Raw genomic sequence first — 21,136 nt, forward strand, 5'->3', positions numbered from 1 at the left:
AGCCCATGCATACCATCACCGTCTACTCCGACTTTGTATGCCCGTACTGCCTGCTGGCAGAAAAGGTCCTGTCGGAAAGCCTGGCCGGCAACGAGTTCCGCATCGATTGGCGGGCCTTTGAACTGAGGCCCTACCCGGTGCCGACGCTCAAGCCGCAGGACGCGTACCTGCCTGAAGTCTGGCGGCAGTCCGTCTATCCGCTGGCTGAACGGCTCGGCGTGCCCATCCGCCTGCCTGCGATTTCTCCTCAACCCCGCACCCGATTGGCCAGCGAGCTGCTGTGGCTGGCTCAAGAGCGTGGCCGGGGCCATTCGTACACCATGCAGGTTCTGCGCGCATTTTTCCAGGACAGTCAGGACATCGGCAACGCCGAAGTTCTGGTACGGCTGGCCGGGCAATCGGGGCTGGACTCAGAAGAAGCCGGCCAAGCGCTTGATTCCGGCCGATACAGCGGCGCACACCGCGCGGCGCAGCATCACGCGCGCGATGTCCTGGGCATCACCTCCGTACCAACCATCATCGTGGGCAACCAGACCTTCCGCGGCATACCGGCCCCGGCTGCGTTGGCCAGCGCCCTGGTCTCTATTTAAGGAAACAACATGAACTGGATCTATCTGAGCGTCGCCGTAGTGTTCGAGATCGCCGTCGCCGTCAGCGCAGGCAAGGCCATGGGATTCACCCGTCTCGGCTGGACGGTCGCCACGCTTGCCAGCGGCGCCATCGCGACGTTTTTCCTGAGCCTTGCCCTGCTCACCTTCGATGTGGGCGTGGGCTACGCAATCTGGACGTCAGTAGCCGGCGTGGGCATTGTGATACTCGGCGCACTGTTCTTCGGCCAACCGATAACCGGCAAGAAACTGCTCGGCATACTACTTGTGATAGGCGGCGTGGTGGGCCTGCGGCTAAGCGGCGCGGCTTAACAGAAAAGGATGGGAAACGACATGACTACTGAAAAGCAAACAAACAACGGGCGAGCCTGGCTGATGCTGATGCTGGCGAGTGCTTTCGAGATCGGCTACGCACTGAGCGTAGCCAGCAGCAAGGCCTTCACAGTTCTGGACTGGTCACTCGCCGCCGGGGTGTTTTTCCTGCTGACGCTATACACGCTGAGCGTGGCGCTGCGCACCATCGACGTGGGCATCGGCTACGCAGTATGGGCCGGCATAGGTTCGGTGGGCGCAGCCGCCCTGGGCAGCGTAATGTTGCACCAGCCGCTCACCCTGGCGCAGGCGTTCTGGCTGGCCGTGATCATCGCGGGCGTGGTGTGGCTGAAGCTGGCCGACAGCGCGCGGCTCGCGACACTCTCGCAAGGCGCAGCCTCGGGGGCCAGGCAATGAACGGCCAACCCCAGGAACTCATTCTCAAGCGCATGCAGGAAACAGTGGAGCTGTCACTGCGCCAAGTGGACCGCGGAGGCATACCCTTTGCTGCCATGGTGCTGGATGTTCATGGCCGCGTGCTGGGCAGCGGTGTGAACCAGGTGCGCGAACACCATGATCCTACGGCCCACGCGGAAGTGCAGGCCATGCGCAATGCCTGCGCACGGGCAGGTGCGACGCGCCTGCCCGGCACGATCCTGCTGGCATCTGGCGAACCATGTGCCCTGTGTTACCTGGCCGCGCTTTATGCGGGTGTGACGCAGATCTGGTTTGCAGCCAGCCGCGACGAGGCCGCCGCGCATGGATTCGACTACCGCGACACCTATCGGATCTTTGCGCACGACCCGCTGGATTGGCCCGCTGCGGCCTCGGCGCGGCTCGCGGTGCCGCCGGCCCACAAGCCTTTTCATGCGCACCGGGCGCGCGGCCGCGCGCCATGACGGGCATGGGCGCCAACTTGCATGGCCATGCATATGCGAAAATGTGCTTTTCTGCAGGCTGACATCGGTTCCGGAATGAGCAAGAAGAGCGACGCATGGCTGCACCTGATCCAGGTGGTTGCGGCAGTCGAGAACGACCTGGGCAAGACGCTGCAGGCCGGCCACGGCCTGGGGCTGTCGGAATACCGTGCGCTGGCCGCCCTGGCGCAAGCCGAAAACGCGGAACTGCGCATGCAGGACCTGGCCTCGCACCTGGGGCTGAACCAGAGTTCGGTCTCGCGCATGGTCGAACGGCTCGAACGCGCCGCCCTGACCGTGCGCGACCTTTGTCCGGACGACAGGCGCGGCGTTTATACGGTGCTTACCGATGCCGGCCGTGCGCGGCTGGAGCAGGCCCGCCCAGACTATGAGCGCGCATTGTCCGGGGCGCTGAAAAAGCACCAGGGCGACAGATTCCTGTCCGCGGGCGCGCCCAAGGCCAGGTAGGCCCGCGCCTGCCCCAACGCGGCCGCGCTACGACTTCGTCGTCTGCGCCTGCAACAGTTCGTCCACGATCTCGATCCAGTGCCGCACCGGCGTATCGGTACCGCTTTGCAGGTGGGCAACACAACCCATGTTGGACGACAGGATGATGGGCGGCTCCTGCGCCGCGATGGACTTGAGCTTGCGGTCGCGCAGTTCCAGCGCCATGTCGGGGTTCAGCACCGAATAGGCGCCCGCCGAGCCGCAACACAGATGGGTGTCGGCGAAAGGCTGCAGCTCAAACCCCAGATCGGCCAGCAGGCGTTCGCTGACTGTGCGCAGGCCCTGCCAGTGCTGCAACGTGCAAGGCGGATGGAATGCCGCCTTGCCGGCGCGTGCCATGCGGGTGCGCAATGCCGGCGCATGCGGAGCCACGACCTCGGCTACGTCCTTTACCATGTCGACGATGCGCGCCGCTTTCCCGGCATAGCGCGCATCCCTGCGCAGATGGTGGGCGTATTCCTTGACCATGGCGCCGCACCCGGACGCGTTCATCACGATGGCCTCGATCTCGCCGCGCTCGACCATCGGCCACCAGACATCGATGTTGGCCCGCATCTGGTCCAACGCTTCGTCCTGGGCGTCGAGGTGAAAGTTGATGGCCCCGCAACACCCTGCGCCGGGCGTCACACGCGCCCCGATGCCGATCGCATCCAGCACGCGCACGGTGGCGGCATCGATGGTGGGCATCATGGCTGGCTGCACACAGCCGGCCAGCAGCAGCACCTGGCGCGCATGGCCCCTGGTGTCCGGCAACCGCCCCGGGTCGCGCCGCACCGGCACCTTGCGTCTGAGCGCGGCCGGCAACAGTTCCCGCAGCATCTGCCCCGCGCGCATCGCCGGAGCGAACAGGGCGGAGTTCATTCCTTTGCGCAACAGCAGCCGCATCATGCGGTCGCGCCACGGGCGCCGCACCTTTTCGTCGACCAGGCGGCGCCCGATATCGACCAGGTGCCCGTACTGCACCCCCGACGGACAGGTGGTTTCACAGTTGCGGCATGTCAGGCAGCGGTCCAGATGCTGTTGAGTCGAATGGGAGGGCTGCGCGCCTTCAAGCACCTGCTTGATGAGATAGATGCGGCCGCGCGGCCCATCCAGCTCGTCGCCGAGCACCTGGTACGTCGGGCACGTGGCCGTACAGAACCCGCAATGCACGCAGCGACGCAGGATCGCGTCGGCCTCGCGGCCGTTGTCGGTGTCACGCGCCCAGGAAGCAAGATTAGTTTGCATACCGGGTCATAGCTCCCGTACCAGGCGGCCTGGATTGAACAAGCCGGCCGGATCCAGTTCATGTTTCAGGCGCCGCGTAATCGCCGCCACGCCAGGCGAAAGCGGATGGAACACGCCATCGTCCGGGGTCGCCGTGCCGTTGGCGCGGAACAACGTGGCGTGTCCGCCCAGCCGCTGCGCAAGCTCGCGCATCGCATGCGCGTCGGCGTTGCCGCTGACCCAACGCTGGCCGCCACCCCATTCGATCAGTGCCGGCCTGTCCAGCCCCAGCCCCGGCGCCGCCGGCGGCAAAGCCAGGCGCCACAGGGGCAGGCCGCGGCTGAAAAACGGATGGGTCTGCTCCCGCAGCGACGTCCAGAACCGTTGCGCGTCGGCCGGGTCCATTTCATCGCCGCCGATGTGCCTGGCTGCCGCGCGTACCGCCGCGGGAGCGCCGGACAGGCGTACCGTCACGCAGCCTTCGTCGCCATCGGCCGGGACCCAGCAGCTGGCCGACACCGCAAGCGGCCGGGCGCGCCAGGCCGCGAAGTGTTGCAGCGCCTGCGCCTCTGTGGCGTCGTAACGAACAGTGCGTTCCTCGTAGGGCCGCGGCATCACCTTGAGCGATACGTCAAGAATCGCGCCGAAGATCCCATGCGACCCGGCCAGTAACCGCGATACATCGTAGCCCGCCACGTTCTTCATGACTTCGCCGCCGAATGACAGAACGCGGCCCTGCGAATCGAGCAACCGCGCGCCCAGCACGTAATCGCGCACCGCCCCTGCCGCCATCCGGCGCGGCCCGGCCAGGCCGGCGGCCACACAGCCGCCAACGGTGGCCGCCGACCCGAAATGCGGCGGCTCGAACGCCAGCATCTGCCCCTGTTCATCGAGCACCGCTTCCAGCATGGCCAGCGGCGTGCCGGCGCGCGCCGTCACAACCAGCTCGGACGGCTGGTAGCTGATGATGCCGTTGTAAGGGGTCATGTCGAGCAGGCAGTGGCCGTCCTGGGGCGTCACCGCCCGGTAGTTGCCGTAGAACGATTTGCTGCCGCCGCCCATCACAAACAGCGGCCGGTGGCCGGCGCGCGCCGTCATGACCTGCTCGCACAGTTCCCTGAGGACAAATTCCATAAAGCGCAGCCCTAGAAGCGCGCCAGATCGGGAAAACTTATTTGGCCCGCGTGTACGTGCATCTTGCCGTATTCCGCGCAGCGAGCCAGGGTCGGTATGACCTTTTCGGGGTTCAGCAGGCCAGGAGGGTCAAACGCCCTCTTCACTGCAAGAAACGCGTCCAGTTCATCACGCGAAAATTGCACACACATTTGATTTATCTTCTCCATTCCCACCCCGTGCTCTCCGGTCAGGGTGCCTCCCACCTGCACGCACAGCTCAAGAATTGCCGCGCCGAATTTTTCCGCCCGCTCGACCTCGTCGGGCTTATTGGAATCAAACAGGATCAACGGATGCAGGTTGCCGTCTCCCGCGTGAAACACATTGGCGCAGCGCAGCCCGAACTCATCTTCCATCTGCTCGATGGCGCCCAGCACGCGCGCCAGGTGGCGACGAGGAATCGTGCCGTCCATACAGTAATAGTCGGGCGAGATCCGGCCTGCAGCGGGAAAGGCGTTCTTGCGCCCTGCCCAGAACCGCAGCCGTTCGGCTTCGTCGCGCGAGACCTGCAGGCGCGTGGCGCCGGCCTGGCGGAAAACCGCCTCCATGCGCTCGACTTCGTGGGCGACTTCTTCGGGTGTGCCGTCGGATTCGCACAGCAGTATGGCCTGCGCCGTGAGATCGTAGCCCGCATTGACGAAGGGCTCGACCATCTGCACCGCCCGTCGATCCATCATCTCGAGCCCGGCCGGTATGATGCCGGCAGCGATGACGTCGGTCACGGCCTGCCCGGCGGCCTCGATGCTGGAGAAGCTGGCCATGATCACCTGCGCGCACGCAGGCCTGGGTATCAGCTTGACGGCTATTTCGGTCACGAGCCCCAGCATGCCTTCGGAGCCGACGAACAACGCCAGCAGGTCCAGCCCCGGAGCGTCGGGCGCATCGGAGCCCAGCTCGACCACGTCGCCATCGATGGTGACCACGCGCGCGCGCAACACGTTATGCACAGTCAGGCCGTATTTCAGGCAATGCACGCCCCCTGAATTTTCAGCCACGTTGCCGCCGATGGTGCAGGCAATCTGGCTCGAAGGGTCTGGCGCGTAATACAGGCCATAAGGCGCGGCCGCCTCGGAGATGGCAAGATTTCGCACCCCCGGCTCGACGACGGCCGTGCAGCTGGCCACATCCACGTGCTTGATGCGGTTGAATTTGGCCAACCCCACCAATATGCCTTGTGAATGCGGCATGGCGCCGCCCGACAGGCCCGTGCCGGCGCCGCGTGCCACCACGGGCACGTTCATGCGCTTGCACAGCCGCAGTACGGCCACCACCTGCTCCTCGGTTTCGGGAAGCACCACTACGGGCGGCAGCGTCCGATACAGCGACAGGCCGTCGCATTCGTATGGGCGCGTGTCTTCTTCACGGTGGAGCACGCAATGGGCCGGCAGCACCCCGTGCAGTGCGTCGATGACGCGGGTGGCGGAGAAAGGCTGCGAGGCGTGACTGAGGTTCGGTTCTGCCAGGGAATTCATGAGCGCAACGATAGCGCGCGCCTATCATTCGCGGCAGAGCGGATTTACCCGCACACGCACGCCCCAACCAAACCCCGCCCGCCCCGGCTACCAGCTGATGACCTTGCCCGGATTGAGGATATTGTGGGGATCCAGGGCATGCTTGATGCTGCGCATAAGGGCCAGCGCATCGGGGCCGTGCTCATCTGCCATGAATTGCATCTTGTGCAGGCCGATGCCGTGTTCGCCCGTGCACGTACCGTCGGCGGCGATCGCGCGCCGCACCAAATTGTGATTTATGGTTTCAGACTCTTGCCATTCTGCTTCGCTGTCGGGATCCAGCAACATCAGTACGTGGAAATTGCCGTCGCCCACGTGACCGACGATGGTGTAGGGAAAGCTGGCCTGTTCAAGTTCGTCGACGGTTTCCCGCACGCAATCCGCCAGCCGGGAAATGGGCACGCAGACGTCGGTCGTGCTGGCGCGGCAACCGGGCCGCAGCTGCAGCCCCGCAAAGTAGGCATTGTGCCGCGCCGTCCAGAGCCGGTTGCGGTCTTCGGGACGCTCGGCCCACTCGAAATCCATGCCGCCGTGGTCGGCCGTGATGCTCTGCACCAGTGCGGCCTGCTCTTGCACGGCCGCAGGGCTGCCGTGGAACTCGAACACCAGCATGGGCGATTCGCGCAGGTTCAGCTTGCTGTGCAGATTGACCGCGCGCACCGCGGCCGTATCCATGAATTCCACCCGGGCCACGGGCACGCCCATCTGGATGATCTCGATGACGCTCATGACGGCCTCATCGAGCACCGGAAAGTTGCAAACCGCTGCGGACACTGCCTCGGGCTGCGGATACAGGCGCACGGTTACCTCGGTGATGATGCCCAGCGTGCCTTCGCTGCCCACGAACAGGCGGGTAAGGTCGTAGCCTGCCGATGACTTGCGCGCCCGGCTCGAAGTGCGGATGACGCGACCGTCGGCAGTGACCACCGTCAGCGACACGACATTCTCGCGCATGGTGCCGTACCGTACCGCGTTGGTGCCCGATGCCCGCGTCGCGGCCATGCCGCCCAGGCTGGCGTCGGCGCCCGGGTCGATGGGAAAGAACAAGCCGGTATCGCGGATCTGCTCGTTGAGCTGCTTGCGTGTCACCCCGGCCTGCACCGTGGCGGTCAGGTCTTCGGCATTGACGGCCAGCAACTGGTTCATGCGCGACAAATCCAGGCTGATACCGCCCTGGATGGCCAGCAGATGGCCTTCCAGCGATGACCCGGCGCCGTAGGGAATGAGCGGCACGCGATGCTCATTGCAAAGGCGGGCCACCGCCGCCACCTCTTCGGTGGTTTCGGCAAACACCACTGCATCGGGCAGCATGGGCGGATACGGCGATTCGTCGCGCCCATGATGCTCGCGCACGGCGTGCGACACAGAAAGGCGGTCAGCGAACTGCGCGCGCAGGGCATCCAGGCATGAAGAAGGAACCGGGCGGCGCAGGGTTTCGGCTGTGGCGGGTGCATTCATGGCGACATCAACGCAGGAAAGATTTGGAACCTTCCATTCTACGCCGCCCGCAGCCGGGCGGCCGCCTGTGGCTGGCGCCGTGGCCGCGCCCGCCCCCGTGCGCCTATTTGCCGGCGGTGGCCAGCACCCGGCGCCGCTCTTTCACGGCGCGGGCCAGCCGTTCCAGCACCTGAACCGAAGCGTCCCAATCGATGCAGCCGTCGGTGATGCTCTGACCGTAGACCAGCGGTTCCCCCGGCAGCATATCCTGCCGCCCTCCTACCAGGTGGCTCTCTACCATCAGGCCGACAATGCGCGCATCACCGGCCTCGACCTGGCGCGCCACGTCGTCGGCCACCAGCGGCTGATTCTCGGGCTTCTTGCTGCTGTTGGCGTGGCTGGCGTCGATCATGACGCGCTGCGCCAACCCCGACTTGGCCATTTCCTGGCATGCCGCCGAGACACTGGCCGCATCGTAGTTGGGCGCCTTGCCGCCGCGCAGGATCACGTGGCAGTCTTCATTGCCAGCCGTTGCGACAATGGCGGAGTGCCCGCCCTTGGTCACCGAAAGAAAATGATGCGGCTGCGACGCGGCCTTGATCGCATCGACGGCGATCTTCACATTGCCGTCGGTGCCGTTCTTGAAACCCACCGGACACGACAGCCCGGAAGCCAGCTCGCGATGAACCTGGCTTTCGGTCGTGCGCGCCCCGATGGCGCCCCAGGACACCAGGTCAGCGATGTACTGCGGGGTGATCATGTCCAGGAATTCGCAGCCGGCGGGCAACCCCTGCGTGTTGATGTCCAGCAGCAGCTCGCGGGCCACCCGGATACCGCGGTTGATGTCGAAACTGCCGTCCAGCGCCGGGTCGTTGATGAGCCCCTTCCATCCCACCGTGGTGCGCGGCTTCTCGAAGTACACCCGCATCACGATTTCGAGTTCGCCGAGCAGGCGGTCGCGCACTGGCTTCAGGCGCGATGCATACTCGAGGGCCGCACGGGTATCGTGAATAGAACAAGGGCCGATGACGACAATCAGGCGGTCGTCCATGCCGTGCAGGATGCGGTGCATGCCCTGGCGCGCCTGGAAAACGGTTTCGGATGCCTGCTGGGTGCAGGGAAACTCGCGCATGACGTGCGACGGCGGGTTCAGTTCTTTGATTTCGCGAATGCGTAAGTCGTCGGTATTGTGCGACACGGTAAAACTCCTGGATGACCCGCCAGGCTGACGGCACAAAAAAGCCGCCAGGGTGCTGGCGGCTTTTTTGAGGGATTCGGTACGAACTTCAGGTTGAGCGTGCCCCTTCCTCCGCCAGCGGCTTCAGAAACCCAAAAAAATAAAAATAAAAAGCGGGGGACGCGAACTTCATAGCGGCAAACTCTAGCACATAGTTTTTCGGCCGTCCACGGTTTTCTGGCTGCGGAACCCGGCCGGCAGCCAGCCATCCAACCCTCATGACTGCTCGACTCACCAGATTGTCCTGGCTCTGGCGCGCAACAAAGCGCCTGGCCCTGCTCGTGGCGCTGGGCGCCCTGGCCTGGTGGGGCTGGCCCCGCCTGCCCGACGGCTGGCGCGCGCCCTGGCACATCGTCAGGTTGAGTCTCCAGCCCGCGCCCACCGCCCTGCCCGTCCCGGTGGCCGGGGTCGCGCCACAGCAACTGGCCGACACCTGGGGCGCGTCCCGTGGCGCCGATCGCCGCCACGAGGGCATCGACATATTCGCGCCGCGCGGCACGCCGGTGCTGTCAGCCACAGAGGGCGTGGTAACGCGCCTGGACACCACGCCCATAGGCGGCAAGGTCGCGTGGGTGCTGGGCCCGGGCAGGCAGATGCACTATTACGCGCACCTGGACGGCTACGCGGCCGCCGCCCCGGGCAAACTGGTGGCGCCGGGCGAGCCGCTGGGCTACGTCGGCAACAGCGGCAACGCGCGCGGCACACCGCCGCATCTGCATTACGGCATATATCAATCGGGCGGCGCCATCAATCCGTACCCCCTGCTGCGCGCCCCTTGATCCGCCCGGGCGCTACACTCTTGGTTCCCAGGACAACACCGAACGATATGGCCACCGAGGTATGGACTCGCACGCGGCGCTGGCTGACGATAGGCGCCGGCGTCGTGCTGTTGGGGCTGGCGCTGTTATTTACCGCCAGTTGGGTCATGCGCGACACGTCGCCCCAGTACAGCACGCAGGCGCGCACGGGCAGCGGCGAACTGCTCAAGCTGACGCTGCCCGACGATTCCACCGTGGCGCTCAACCGCAATACCGCCCTGGCCGTCGCGTATTTTTCCCGGCGGCGTCACATCGCGCTGGGCAGCGGCGAGGCATTTTTCCATGTGCGCTGGCAGCGCCGCGCCGCCTTTGAAGTGAGCAACGGCCCGGACACCATTGAAATCGTCGGCACCCGCGTTCCCGTGCCGGATACCCGATTCAATGTTCGGGCAACCCCCGACGCCTTGCAAGTGCAAGTACAGGCCGGAACCGTAAGGGTGCAGACCCCGGCGGCCGGCCCGCGCGATTATGTGGAACTGCACGCCGGCGACAGCCTGACACTGTGGCGTGACCAGCGGCCGCATGAACTGGCGCGGGTCGACCCGGCCAGCGTAGGCGGCTGGCTCGGCGCACCCTGATGCCCGGCCGGGCGCTCAGCCTGTGCCGCCCACCGTCAGGCCATCCATGCGCACGGTCGGCATCCCCACGCCCACGGGCACGCTCTGGCCGTCCTTGCCGCAGGTGCCCACGCCCGAATCGAGCTGCAGGTCGTTGCCGATCAGGCTGACGCGGTTCATCGCGTCGGGGCCATTGCCGATCAGCGTGGCTCCCTTGACGGGATAGGTCACCTTGCCGTTCTCGATCATGTAGGCCTCGGAAGCCGAAAACACGAACTTGCCGTTCGTGATATCGACCTGGCCGCCGCCGAAGTTGGCCGCGTACAGGCCGCGCTTGACCGAGGCGATGATTTCCTGCGGCGGCGTGTCGCCCGCCAGCATGTAGGTGTTGGTCATGCGGGGCATGGGAAGATGCGCGAACGACTCACGGCGCCCGTTGCCGGTGGCCGCCGTCTTCATCAACCGCGCATTCAGCGTATCTTGCATATAGCCGCGCAAAATGCCGTCTTCGATCAGCACATTGCACTGCGTGGCATTGCCTTCGTCGTCGATATTCAGCGAACCGCGACGATCGGGCAAAGTTCCGTCGTCGATGACGGTAACGCCCTTGGACGCCACCCGTTGGCCTATGCGCCCCGAAAAAATACTGGACCCTTTACGGTTGAAATCGCCCTCCAGGCCGTGCCCCACCGCTTCGTGCAGCAAGATGCCCGGCCAGCCCGACCCCAGCACCACCGTCATTTCACCGGCGGGCGCAGGCCGGGCCTCGAGATTGACCATGGCCTCGTGTACCGCGCGCTCGACATAGCCCTGCAGAATTTCGTCGGAAAAATAATCGAGGCCCAGGCGCCCGCCGCCGCCGGCATGGCCCATCTCGCGACGCCCGTTGCGCTCGGCGATCACGGTCAGCGACAGCCGCACCAGCGGACGCACATCGGCCGCCAGCCGCCCATCGCTGCCGGCCACGAGCACTACGTCGTATTCGGCGCCGAGCCCGGCCATCACCTGGATGACTTGCGGGTCGCGCGCGCGCGCCATGCGCTCGACGCGCTCGAGCAGCGCCACTTTTTCGGGCGCGGTCAGGGTCGACAGCGGGTCGATGTCCGCATACAGGCTGCGGCCTGAAACAGGCGGCACCTGCGCGGCCACCTTCACCTTGCCCGCGCCCCGCCGTGCAATGCCCCGCACCGCATGGGCCGAGGACAGCAGCGCGTCCGGCGACAGCGAATCGGAATAGGCAAAGGCGGTTTTCTCGCCGCTGATGGCGCGCACGCCCACGCCCTGCCCGATGGAAAAACTGCCGGTCTTGACGATGCCTTCTTCGAGGCTCCAGCCTTCGCTGCGCGTGTACTGGAAATACAGGTCGGCATAGTCGACCTTGTGGGTGAAAATCTCGCCCAGGGCCCGGGCCAGGTGCGCTTCGTCCAGACCCCAGGGGTCGAGCAGCAGTGACTTGGCAGTGGCCAGGGATTGAATATCAGGATCTATCAGGTTCATTAAATGTTGTCTCTGTGTCTACAGGACGCGATGGCGCAGCGCGGGCAGCGAGGCCCGCACTTGCGCCAGACGCTCAGCCTCTATGGTACCGCTGACCACGCCCGGCCCCTCTGGCAATACGTCGATAATTTCGCCCCAGGGGTCGATCAGCATCGAATGGCCCCAGGTACGGCGGCCATTGGGGTGGCGGCCTCCCTGGGCGGCAGCGAGCACATAACATTGGTTTTCAATGGCGCGCGCGCGCAGCAATAATTCCCAGTGCGCTTTACCGGTGGTATAGGTAAATGCCGCGGGCACCAGAATCAGGTCCACTTGCCCCAACGCCCGATACAGTTCGGGAAAGCGCAGGTCGTAACACACCGACAAACCCACCCGCCCCCACGGCGCATCGAAAGCCCGTACCGTGTCACCCGGACGGATCGCGATGGATTCGTCGTACGCTTCGTTGCCGCGCTTGAAATTGAATAAATGGATCTTGTCATAGCGAGCCGCCGGCTGACCGTCCGGGCCGTATACAAACGTCGTATTGAATACGCGGCCGGGATCCGGGCACGCCAGCGGTAAGGTTCCCCCCGCCAGCCATACCTGATGGCGGCGCGCCTGTGCCGCAAGAAAGTCCTGGACGGGCCCGGCGCCGGGTTCTTCTTTGATTTCAAGCTTTTGCAGGTCGCCATGGCCCATGAAGCAGAAATATTCGGGCAAGGAAACCAGGCGCGCCCCGGCGGCGGCGGCCTTCTCGATTAATTCGGCGGCTTGCGCAAGATTATCCTGCACATTGGGCGTGGAAATCATCTGAATTGCGGCCACATGCGTCGAATTCGAGCCAGAATTACCCATATTTAGACCCTCTGCCAAATTAAAAACAGCGCACCATAATGTTCGCCACATATGAACTTCTGTATTATGTGCGTAATGCCGCAACTTCGAACATTATGCGGCGCCATTTCGTATATACCCAATAAATCCCAGGACACCACATGGCCCGAGAAAGCTATTCCGCCTTGCAAGCAAAGATAGAAAGAGAAATCAACAAATTGCAAAAAAAAGCCGAAGCTTTGCAGAATAAGCGGCGCAAACCGGTAATCGCGTCAATCATTACGTCCATGCGCGAATACAATATTACCCCTGAAGAAATTGCGTTGGCCTTTAATAAAGGCGTCAAGGCGCCGCGCGGCGCCAGCGCACGCAAGGCGGCTCCCGCCAAGCGTCAGGTGGCGCCCAAATATCGCCACCCCGAAACCGGCGAAACCTGGAGCGGCCGCGGCAAGCCCCCGCGCTGGTTGACGGCCGAAGAGGCCGCGGGCCGCACCCGCGACGCCTTTCTTATTGCCGATTAACGGCGGCGCAACGGCCCGGCATTGCCTGCAAGAGCCACCGGCGGCGCCCACGCCGCCGGTTTCAGCACGGTAACGTAACAGAACGCGGATATAACGCGACGCCCTAGCGCCCCGACGGGTATTCAACCTGGCGCTCCGAGCCATTATTACCCGGAAAACCGTCGAAAATCGCGCGCGCCAGATACGGCATGGTGCGCACCAGGTCTTCCTGCCCAGTCACGATATAAGCCGACGCCCGATATACTTCGGCGCCGCCCCGGGCGGTATCGGTTATCTGCACGCTGAGCCGGTTGCGATAGGCCACGGCGGGCACGTCTACCCAATCGGGGCCCCAATAGCCCACGCCCGGCCCCCACCAGCGGGGCCCGTAAAATCCGCCGAACCCGCCATAGAAATATGGATCGTAGGCGCGGCGCACCATCACCTGAGTCTGCTGCGCCCCATATTCGAACGACACGTGAAAACGCGCTTTCTGGCCCGGTTGAGCCTCGACCAGACCGGTGGGCCCGATGCTCGCCCGCAGCGCGTCTTGATAGGTCTGGTATTCAAGGTTGCCGGCCTGTCCTGGCGTGGCGTCCACGAATTTATAGGTCTGGCCTTCGACCCCGGCCGGCCATTGCTGGAAGGACGTCACCCGCGCCTGCACCGTGGGCGCGGCGCATCCGCTTAGCAAACCCGCCGACAAAACCAAAGCCAAGGCGGCCCAGCGCCACATTTTCGACCAGATTGCTGACATGATGCTTCTCCCAGGGCGCCTATCGTACGCAAGTTTCGACCGCGCCGGGGCCCGAAAGTTTTCAACGGGATATTTCTGCCGGCCATCGAGCACATAGCGTGCCACTACAATACGCCATTGCCTATTCTGGACTGATTCCGCGCATGCGTACCGAAACCCCTGTAACCGTGTATCGCAAGGATTATCGACCCTACCCGTACGCGATTCCGGAAGTGTCGCTGGAGTTCGACCTTGATCCCGATTCCACACTCGTGCAAAGCAAGCTGCGGGTGCAGCGCAAGGCAGACGCCGCCCCAGACGCGCCGCTCGTGCTCGATGGCACCGACCTGCAACTGATATCGCTGCGCGTCGATGGCCGGGACTGGCCGGCAAGCGGGTACACGCTCGACGACGAAACCCTGAGCATCTGCGGCCTGCCGCCCGAGGCCGTGGTCGAGATCGCCAGCCGTTGCCGGCCCCAGGCCAATTCGACCCTGATGGGCCTATACGTGTCGGGCGGCAATTTCTTCACGCAATGCGAGGCTGAAGGGTTCCGGCGCATTACCTGGTTTGCCGACCGGCCCGACGTCATGTCGCGCTACCGCGTCACGCTGCGGGCAAGCCCCGACTTCCCCGTCCTGCTGTCCAACGGCAACCTGCTGGACACCGCCACGCTGCCGGACGGGCGCCAGCAAGCCCAATGGGAAGACCCCTTCCCCAAGCCCTGCTATTTGTTCGCGCTGGTGGCCGGCCGCCTGACGCACCGCGAGACCACGGTGCGCACGGCCTCCGGGCGCGCCGTTCTGCTGCAGGTATACAGCGACCCCGGCTCGGAAGACCGCACGCAATGGGCTCTGGAATCGCTGGAGCGGGCGCTGCGCTGGGACGAAACCCGCTTCGGCCTCGAGCTCGACCTGGACCGTTTCATGGTGGTCGCAGTGCGCGACTTCAACATGGGCGCCATGGAAAACAAGGGCTTGAACATTTTCAATGCCGCATATGTGCTGGCCGACCCGCAAACCGCCACCGACGCCAATTACGAAGGCATCGAGGCCGTCATCGGCCATGAATACTTCCATAACTGGACGGGCAACCGGGTCACCTGCCGCGACTGGTTCCAGCTCAGCCTGAAAGAAGGCCTGACGGTATTCCGCGACCAGGAATTCACCGCCGACATGATGGCGCGCGATCTGGACCCCGCCGCGGCCGCCAGCGCGCGCGCCGTCAAGCGCATCGATGACGTGGTCACGCTGCGCGCCGCGCAGTTTCCCGAAGACGCCGGCCCCATGGCTCATCCCATACGTCCGGAAAGCTACCAGGAAATCGGCAACTTCTATACCGCCACGGTATACGAGAAGGGGGCCGAGGTCATCCGCATGCAGCACACGCTTTTGGGCGCCGAGGGCTTTCGCGCAGGCATGGACGAGTACTTCCGCCGCCACGATGGCCAGGCCGTGACCTGCGACGACTTCGTCGCGGCGATGGAATCGGTCTACATGCGCCAGCATCCCGGGCGCGACCTTGCGGTATTCCGTCGCTGGTACAGCCAGGCGGGTACGCCGCGCGTGACGGTCACGCTGGATTACCAACCCGCCACGCGGCGCTGCACCGTCACCCTGGCGCAACAATGCCCGCCGGTTGGGGTGGAAAAACGCGCCGGCAGCGACTATGTCAAGCAGCCTTTCCACATTCCTTTTGCCCTGGGGCTGCTCGACCCGCAGGGGCGTGCCCAGCCGCTGCGGCTGGGCAACGGCGCGGCGCAAGATACGGTGCTGCTGGAATTGACGCAGGCGCGCCAGCAATGGGTGTTCGAAGGCATTCCCGCCAAGCCCGTGCCATCGTTGCTGCGCGGATTTTCCGCGCCGGTCATCGTGGAATACGACTGGACCGATGCCGAGCTGGCCCTGCTGTCCGCCCACGACACCGACCCGTTCGCACGATGGGAAGCCGGACAGGAGCTCGCGACCCGGCAGATACTCGGCCTGGCGGCGCAGCACCAGTCGGGCGCCGACCTGCGCGTGGACGCCGGGTTTGTCGACGCTTGGCGCGCGCTGCTTACCGACCCTGCGCTGGACGCGGGCTACCGCGCGCGCGCGCTGGCCCTGCCTTCGGAGAAAACGCTGGCCGAACGCATGCACGAGATCGACCCGCGCGCCCTGGCCGTGGCGCGCGACTTCCTGCGCGCCGCGCTGGGCCGTGAACTCGCCGATCAATGGCGCAACGCCTTCGATGCCAACCAGACGCCCGGTGCGTACAGCCCGGCCCCCGGCCCCGCGGGCCGCCGCGCCCTGAAGAACCAGGCGCTTGCACACCTGATGGCGGCGGAAATCAATGGCGCGCAAACACTGGCGCAAGACCAATTCGCCCAGGCAGACAACATGACCGACCGCCTGGCCGCCCTGTCCGCCCTGGTGAATCACGGCCATCCCGACGTCGCCGCCGAGGCATTGGCAACCTTCTATGCCGGCTGGCAGGACGATCCGCTGGTCGTCGACAAATGGTTCGCGCTTCAGGCCACCGCCATCAGTACCGATGTGGCTGCCGTGCGCGCGCTGATGGCGCATCCGGCCTTCACACTGCGCAACCCCAACCGCGCGCGCGCACTGGTATTCCAGTTCTGCCTGAACAATGCGCGCGGCATGCACCGCCCGGATGGCGACGGCTATGCTTATTGGGCCGAGCAGGTTCTGGCCCTGGACGCCCTGAACCCCGAAATCGCCGCCAGATTGGCGCGCGCGCTCGACAACTGGAGTCGCTTCGTGCCCGCGTTGCGCACGCCCATGCAGCAAGCGCTGCAGACGGTTCGCAGCCAGCCTGGCCTGTCGCGCAATGTTGTCGAAATCGTATCCAAGGCACTGGAGCTCGCCGCTTGAGTTCCAGGCCCTTATTCGCTGCCAACGGAGACCGCTCTTGAAACACAAAACCCTTACTCAATACTTGGTCGAGCAGCAGCGCTCGGCCGATGCGCTGGCCCCCGAAGTACGCCTGCTGATCGAAATCGTGGCCCGCGCCTGCAAGGCGATCAGCCACGCCGTCAGCAAAGGCGCGCTGGGCGGCGTGCTGGGCAGCCTGGACTCCGAAAACGTCCAGGGCGAAGTCCAGAAAAAACTGGACGTCCTGTCCAACGAAATCTTGCTCGAGGCCAACGAATGGGGCGGCCACCTGGCCGCGATGGCGTCCGAAGAAATGGAAACCATCCATCTGATTCCCAACCGGTATCCCAAGGGCGAGTATCTGCTGCTGTTCGATCCCCTGGACGGCTCGTCGAACATCGACGTCAACGTGTCGATCGGCACGATTTTCTCGGTATTGCGCGCCCCTCACCATGTGTCCGGGGCCGAAGTCTGCGAACAGGATTTCCTGCAGCCCGGCAACCAGCAGGTTGCGGCAGGCTACGCGGTGTACGGGCCGCAGACCATGCTGGTGCTCACCATCGGCAATGGCGTCGTCGGCTTTACGCTGGACCGCGAAATGGGCTCGTGGGTACTGACGCACGACCAGATCCGCGTGCCCGAGGACACCAAAGAATTTGCCATCAACATGTCGAACATGCGCCATTGGGCCCCGCCCGTGCGGCGCTATATCGACGAATGCCTTGCCGGCACCACCGGCCCGTTGGGCAAAGACTACAACATGCGCTGGATCGCCTCGATGGTGGCCGATGTGCATCGCATCCTGACCCGCGGCGGCATCTTCATGTATCCCTGGGATGCGCGCGAACCGGGCAAGGCGGGCAAGCTGCGCCTGATGTACGAAGCCAATCCCATGAGCATGATCATCGAGCAGGCGGGCGGCGCGGCAATCGACGGCAACCAGCGCATTCTGGACATCCAGCCCGAAAAGCTGCATCAGCGCGTCAGCGTCATACTGGGATCAAAAAACGAGGTGGAGCGCGTGGGCCGCTACCACGCGGAAGCGACAGCTGCGCAAGCCTGATTGCGCTGTCGAAGGTGTCCGGCTCTTGCAGGAGCCAGACACCTTTTTAACTTGAGCGCCGCAATGCCGGCTACCCGGCAAGCCAGAACGATCAATCAACCTCTTCGATCGTCTTCACGTCGTCCTTGTTCATCTGGACTTTGCTGCCGTTCTGTTCGTACTCGTAAAAGCCGCTATTCTTGTCGTACTCGGGCTCATCCGGGGTCACGACCTGGCCGCCGTCGCGCGTATGCACCACCGAGGGCGACGAGCAACCCGCCAGTACGCCGACTCCGGACAGGATCAGGGCAAGCGTCGTGGTCTTGAGTTTCATGGGCGTTTCTCCGTCTGGTTGAACGAAGTTTCACTGTAGGCTCGCGCCCGTGCCCGGACAGTGACGGGATGTCGGCAAAATGCATAAGTGTGTAATGGCGCGGCCCGCGCCGGCGCGCCTACGCATTGACGCGATCGTGCGCGGCGCCGGCGATAAAAAAAACCCCGGCATGAACGCTCCGGGGTTTTTTCGGGGTTGCAAACTTACACAGCGGATACACCCTTACACCTTGGCATGAGCCTCGATGTAGCGTCGAACCAACTGTGCGTCGCAGTCCAAGACCGTGACCCGCTGGGGCAGCGATTCCAGCCCTGCCAGCGCGGGCGGCGGCGTAACGGGACGGCCCAGGGCAGCCTCGATGGTGTCCGAGAATTTCGCCGGCAAGGCTGTCTCGAGCACGAGCATGGGCACGCCAGGCTCGACGAACTCGCGAGCCACCTTCACCCCATCGGCGGTATGCGGATCAACCAGAACGCCCGTGGTGTCGTACGTGGAACGGATAACTGCCAGCCGGTCGGCATGCGTGCTGGTGCCTGCCAGGAAGCCATAGCGCGATTCGAATTCCGGCTTCAGCTCGGACAGGTCGAAGTAGCCATCGCGCGCAAGCCCTGCCCACAACGCCTGTACACGGCCCGGATCGCGGCCCGTGAGGTCGAACACAAAGCGCTCGAAATTGGACGCCCGCGAAATGTCCATGGACGGGCTGGACGTGGCGAACGTATCGGCCGCCCCGCGCGGACGATAGATACCCGTGCGGAAAAATTCTTCCAGCACATTGTTCTCGTTGGTGGCCAGCACCAGGCGACGCACCGGCAAGCCCATGGATCGCGCAATGTGGCCCGACAGGATGTTGCCGAAATTGCCCGACGGCACGGCAAACGAGACTTCCTGCCCCGGCGCGGTGGTGGCGCGCAGCCAGCCCTGAAAGTAATACACCACCTGGGCCGCGATGCGCGCCCAGTTGATGGAATTGACAGCGCCGATGCGGTAACGCGTCTTGAATTCCAGGTCGCCCGCCAGGGCCTTGACGATATCCTGCGCGTCGTCGAACACGCCGCGCACGGCGATGTTGTGGATGTTTTCGTCTTGCAGCGAATACATCTGCGCGCGCTGGAACGCGCTCATGCGGCCGTGCGGCGACAGCATGAACACGGCCACGCCTTTCTTGCCGCGCAAGGCATACTCGGCCGCCGACCCCGTGTCACCCGAGGTGGCGCCCAGGATGTTCAGGGTGGCGTTGCGCTGCGTGAGCACATACTCGAACACTTGGCCGAGGAACTGCATGGCCATGTCCTTGAAGGCCAGTGTCGGCCCCTCGGACAGACCCAGCAGATGCAGCCCGCCATCGAGCGGGCGCAACGGCACGATATCTTCGCTGCTGAAGACGCCCTGCCGATAGGCTGCGCGCGTCAGTGCGCGCAAGTCGTCGGCGGGAATGTCGGTGGCAAAGCGTGACAGGACCTCATAGGCCAGTTCGGCGTACGACAGGCCGCGCCAGCTTTCGAGCGTTTCGGCAGAGATCTGCGGCAGCGACTCGGGCACGGCCAGGCCGCCATCGGGCGCCAGGCCTTCGAGCAGGATGTCGCTGAAGGCTTGCGGGGCCATGCCGCCGCGGGTGGATATGTATTTCATGTCAGTGTCTCGACACGCAGGCGCGTCACGTTGGAACGCACGAACGGCAATTGCTCGATGCTGCAGATGGCGCGCGCCACATCGCCTTCTGTCGCCTGATGTGTCAGGAAGATGATGTCGGCCCCGCCGATATGGGACGGCTGCTGGATCATGGAGCCAATGGAAATGGAATGGTCGGCCAGCACGCGGGCGATATCGGCCAGCACGCCAGGCTGGTCGTCTACGCGCAGGCGCAGGTAGTACGAGGTGCTGACCTGCTCGATAGGCAGAATGGGCAGGTCGGACAGCGCATCGGGCTGGAAAGCCAGGTGCGGCACGCGGTTGCCCGGATCGGCCGTATGCAGTCGCGTGACATCGACCAGATCGGCCACCACGGCCGATGCGGTGGGTTCTTCGCCGGCGCCCTGCCCGTAGTAAAGCGTGGGGCCCACGGCGTCGCCGCGCACCAGCACAGCGTTCATTGCGCCTTCGACGTTGGCGATCAGGCGCTCGGCGGGCACCAGCGCCGGATGCACGCGCAGCTCGATGCCATCGGTGCGGCGCTTGGTGATGCCCAGCAGCTTGATCCGATACCCCAGGCGCTCGGCGTGGGCGATGTCTTCCTGGGCCAGTTGCGAAATGCCCTCGATATAGGCTTTGTCGAACTGCACCGGCACCCCGAACGCGAGCGAGGCCAACAGGGTCAGTTTATGGGCGGCGTCGACGCCTTCGATGTCGAACGTCGGATCGGCCTCGGCGTAGCCCAGCCGTTGCGCTTCTGCCAGCACGTCGGCAAACGGCAGGCCGCGCGATCGCATTTCGGACAGGATGAAGTTCGTGGTGCCGTTGATGATGCCGGCCAGCCATTCGATACGATTGGCCGTCAGCCCTTCGCGTATGGCCTTGATGATGGGAATGCCGCCCGCCACGGCCGCCTCGAAGGCGACCATCACGCCTTGCGCAGAGGCCGCGGCGAAGATTTCGTTGCCATGCTTGGCCAGCAACGCCTTGTTCGCGGTGACCACGTGCTTGCCATGCGCAATGGCTTCGAGCACGAGTTCGCGCGCCAGCGTATCGCCGCCGATCAGTTCGACCACGATATCCACTTCGGGATCGCGCACCAGCGCATGCACGTCGCTATCGACCGCCACCCCGTCGCCCACGCGGGCGCGCGCCTTGGCGACGTCGCGCACGGCAACCCGGCTGACCTCGATGCGCCTTCCGGCCCGGCGGGCGATTTCTTCGGCGTTGCGCGACAGCACTGTCCAGGTGCCCCCGCCCACCACGCCCAGGCCCAGCAAGCCGATCTTGATGGGTTGCAGCTCGGCGCGCGGAAAGGAAGCGGGCGTCGCAGACAGCGTACTTGCAGAATTCGTCATTTCAGTTTCCAGATACGGCGGGCATCGGCACATGGCGGCATGCCGCCATGTGCCGACGGCGGCTC

General features: G+C 64.6%; 21 protein-coding genes. 10 read left to right on the top strand and 11 right to left on the bottom strand.

The features are described 5' to 3' along the window. Positions 1 to 5: 5 nt before the first annotated feature. The 5 genes from CAL18_RS08340 (at position 6) to CAL18_RS08360 (ending at position 2,305) form a co-directional block, all read left to right on the top strand. Positions 6 to 590 (top strand): DsbA family oxidoreductase, encoded by a 585-nt coding sequence (locus CAL18_RS08340; protein ID WP_094817671.1) that lies wholly within the window; start codon positions 6 to 8, stop codon positions 588 to 590. Between the two features lie 9 nt (positions 591 to 599). Then, positions 600 to 920 carry a DMT family transporter gene (locus CAL18_RS08345; RefSeq protein ID WP_026638072.1) on the top strand — a complete coding sequence of 107 codons (321 nt, stop codon included), beginning with the start codon at positions 600 to 602 and terminating at the stop codon, positions 918 to 920. A gap of 21 nt (positions 921 to 941) precedes the next feature. Next, on the top strand, positions 942 to 1,337 hold the full coding sequence (locus CAL18_RS08350; protein ID WP_094817672.1) for a DMT family transporter: 396 nt from the start codon (positions 942 to 944) through the stop codon (positions 1,335 to 1,337). Beyond that, entirely contained in the window at positions 1,334 to 1,819 is a 486-nt protein-coding gene (locus tag CAL18_RS08355; RefSeq protein ID WP_026638073.1) for a nucleoside deaminase, read from the top strand. Before CAL18_RS08350 ends, CAL18_RS08355 begins: the two co-directional genes overlap by 4 nt. A 75-nt stretch (positions 1,820 to 1,894) precedes the next feature. Further along, positions 1,895 to 2,305 (top strand): MarR family winged helix-turn-helix transcriptional regulator, encoded by a 411-nt coding sequence (locus tag CAL18_RS08360; protein ID WP_026638074.1) that lies wholly within the window; start codon positions 1,895 to 1,897, stop codon positions 2,303 to 2,305. Positions 2,306 to 2,332: 27 nt separating this feature from the next. Here the strand turns inward: CAL18_RS08360 and glcF are convergent, their stop codons facing one another. From glcF to aroG, 5 genes are all read right to left on the bottom strand, one after another. Further along, positions 2,333 to 3,571 carry a glycolate oxidase subunit GlcF gene (glcF, locus tag CAL18_RS08365; RefSeq protein WP_094817673.1) on the bottom strand — a complete coding sequence of 413 codons (1,239 nt, stop codon included), beginning with the start codon at positions 3,569 to 3,571 and terminating at the stop codon, positions 2,333 to 2,335. A gap of 6 nt (positions 3,572 to 3,577) precedes the next feature. Beyond that, entirely contained in the window at positions 3,578 to 4,684 is a 1,107-nt protein-coding gene (gene glcE, locus CAL18_RS08370) for a glycolate oxidase subunit GlcE (protein ID WP_026638076.1), read from the bottom strand. A gap of 11 nt (positions 4,685 to 4,695) precedes the next feature. Beyond that, positions 4,696 to 6,195 (bottom strand): FAD-linked oxidase C-terminal domain-containing protein, encoded by a 1,500-nt coding sequence (locus CAL18_RS08375; RefSeq protein ID WP_094817674.1) that lies wholly within the window; start codon positions 6,193 to 6,195, stop codon positions 4,696 to 4,698. Positions 6,196 to 6,282: 87 nt separating this feature from the next. After that, complete coding sequence (locus tag CAL18_RS08380) at positions 6,283 to 7,692, bottom strand: FAD-binding oxidoreductase (protein ID WP_026638078.1); 1,410 nt, start codon at positions 7,690 to 7,692, stop codon at positions 6,283 to 6,285. Between the two features lie 103 nt (positions 7,693 to 7,795). After that, the gene (aroG, locus tag CAL18_RS08385) at positions 7,796 to 8,869 is read right to left on the bottom strand and encodes a 3-deoxy-7-phosphoheptulonate synthase AroG (protein WP_026638079.1); all 1,074 of its coding nucleotides are present in this window, start codon (positions 8,867 to 8,869) and stop codon (positions 7,796 to 7,798) included. 257 nt (positions 8,870 to 9,126) lie between these two features. Between aroG and CAL18_RS08390 the strand changes: the two genes are divergently transcribed. Next, positions 9,127 to 9,687 (top strand): M23 family metallopeptidase, encoded by a 561-nt coding sequence (locus tag CAL18_RS08390; RefSeq protein ID WP_094796682.1) that lies wholly within the window; start codon positions 9,127 to 9,129, stop codon positions 9,685 to 9,687. Between the two features lie 47 nt (positions 9,688 to 9,734). Then, positions 9,735 to 10,304 (top strand): FecR family protein, encoded by a 570-nt coding sequence (locus CAL18_RS08395; protein ID WP_026638081.1) that lies wholly within the window; start codon positions 9,735 to 9,737, stop codon positions 10,302 to 10,304. Between the two features lie 15 nt (positions 10,305 to 10,319). Here CAL18_RS08395 and tldD read toward each other — a convergent pair whose 3' ends face one another. Then, on the bottom strand, positions 10,320 to 11,780 hold the full coding sequence (gene tldD, locus CAL18_RS08400; RefSeq protein ID WP_094817675.1) for a metalloprotease TldD: 1,461 nt from the start codon (positions 11,778 to 11,780) through the stop codon (positions 10,320 to 10,322). 18 nt (positions 11,781 to 11,798) lie between these two features. Then, a complete protein-coding gene (locus tag CAL18_RS08405; RefSeq protein ID WP_026638083.1) occupies positions 11,799 to 12,617 on the bottom strand; it encodes a carbon-nitrogen hydrolase family protein in 819 nt (272 codons plus the stop codon). A 140-nt stretch (positions 12,618 to 12,757) separates the two neighbouring features. Between CAL18_RS08405 and CAL18_RS08410 the strand changes: the two genes are divergently transcribed. Continuing rightward, the gene (locus tag CAL18_RS08410) at positions 12,758 to 13,117 is read left to right on the top strand and encodes an H-NS family nucleoid-associated regulatory protein (RefSeq protein WP_026638084.1); all 360 of its coding nucleotides are present in this window, start codon (positions 12,758 to 12,760) and stop codon (positions 13,115 to 13,117) included. Between the two features lie 103 nt (positions 13,118 to 13,220). Here the strand turns inward: CAL18_RS08410 and CAL18_RS08415 are convergent, their stop codons facing one another. Further along, positions 13,221 to 13,853, bottom strand: a complete 633-nt coding sequence (locus CAL18_RS08415; RefSeq protein ID WP_026638085.1) for a DUF4136 domain-containing protein — start codon at positions 13,851 to 13,853, stop codon at positions 13,221 to 13,223. Between the two features lie 143 nt (positions 13,854 to 13,996). Here CAL18_RS08415 and pepN point away from each other — a divergent pair, with 143 nt between their 5' ends. Both pepN and CAL18_RS08425 read left to right on the top strand, forming a co-directional pair. Continuing rightward, the gene (pepN, locus tag CAL18_RS08420) at positions 13,997 to 16,705 is read left to right on the top strand and encodes an aminopeptidase N (RefSeq protein ID WP_094817676.1); all 2,709 of its coding nucleotides are present in this window, start codon (positions 13,997 to 13,999) and stop codon (positions 16,703 to 16,705) included. Between the two features lie 37 nt (positions 16,706 to 16,742). After that, positions 16,743 to 17,768 carry a class 1 fructose-bisphosphatase gene (locus CAL18_RS08425; protein ID WP_026638087.1) on the top strand — a complete coding sequence of 342 codons (1,026 nt, stop codon included), beginning with the start codon at positions 16,743 to 16,745 and terminating at the stop codon, positions 17,766 to 17,768. Between the two features lie 91 nt (positions 17,769 to 17,859). Here CAL18_RS08425 and CAL18_RS08430 read toward each other — a convergent pair whose 3' ends face one another. The 3 genes from CAL18_RS08430 to CAL18_RS08440 form a co-directional block, all read right to left on the bottom strand. Then, positions 17,860 to 18,081, bottom strand: coding sequence for a YgdI/YgdR family lipoprotein (locus tag CAL18_RS08430; RefSeq protein WP_026638088.1), 222 nt, complete (start codon positions 18,079 to 18,081; stop codon positions 17,860 to 17,862). Positions 18,082 to 18,303: 222 nt separating this feature from the next. Beyond that, positions 18,304 to 19,713: a threonine synthase gene (thrC, locus tag CAL18_RS08435; RefSeq protein ID WP_094817677.1), complete on the bottom strand. Its 1,410-nt coding sequence runs from the start codon at positions 19,711 to 19,713 to the stop codon at positions 18,304 to 18,306. Continuing rightward, complete coding sequence (locus tag CAL18_RS08440; RefSeq protein WP_026638090.1) at positions 19,710 to 21,014, bottom strand: homoserine dehydrogenase; 1,305 nt, start codon at positions 21,012 to 21,014, stop codon at positions 19,710 to 19,712. Before CAL18_RS08440 ends, thrC begins: the two co-directional genes overlap by 4 nt. Positions 21,015 to 21,136 lie beyond the last annotated feature (122 nt).

This window comes from Bordetella genomosp. 7 (assembly GCF_002261415.1).
Lineage (GTDB): Bacteria > Pseudomonadota > Gammaproteobacteria > Burkholderiales > Burkholderiaceae_B > Bordetella_A.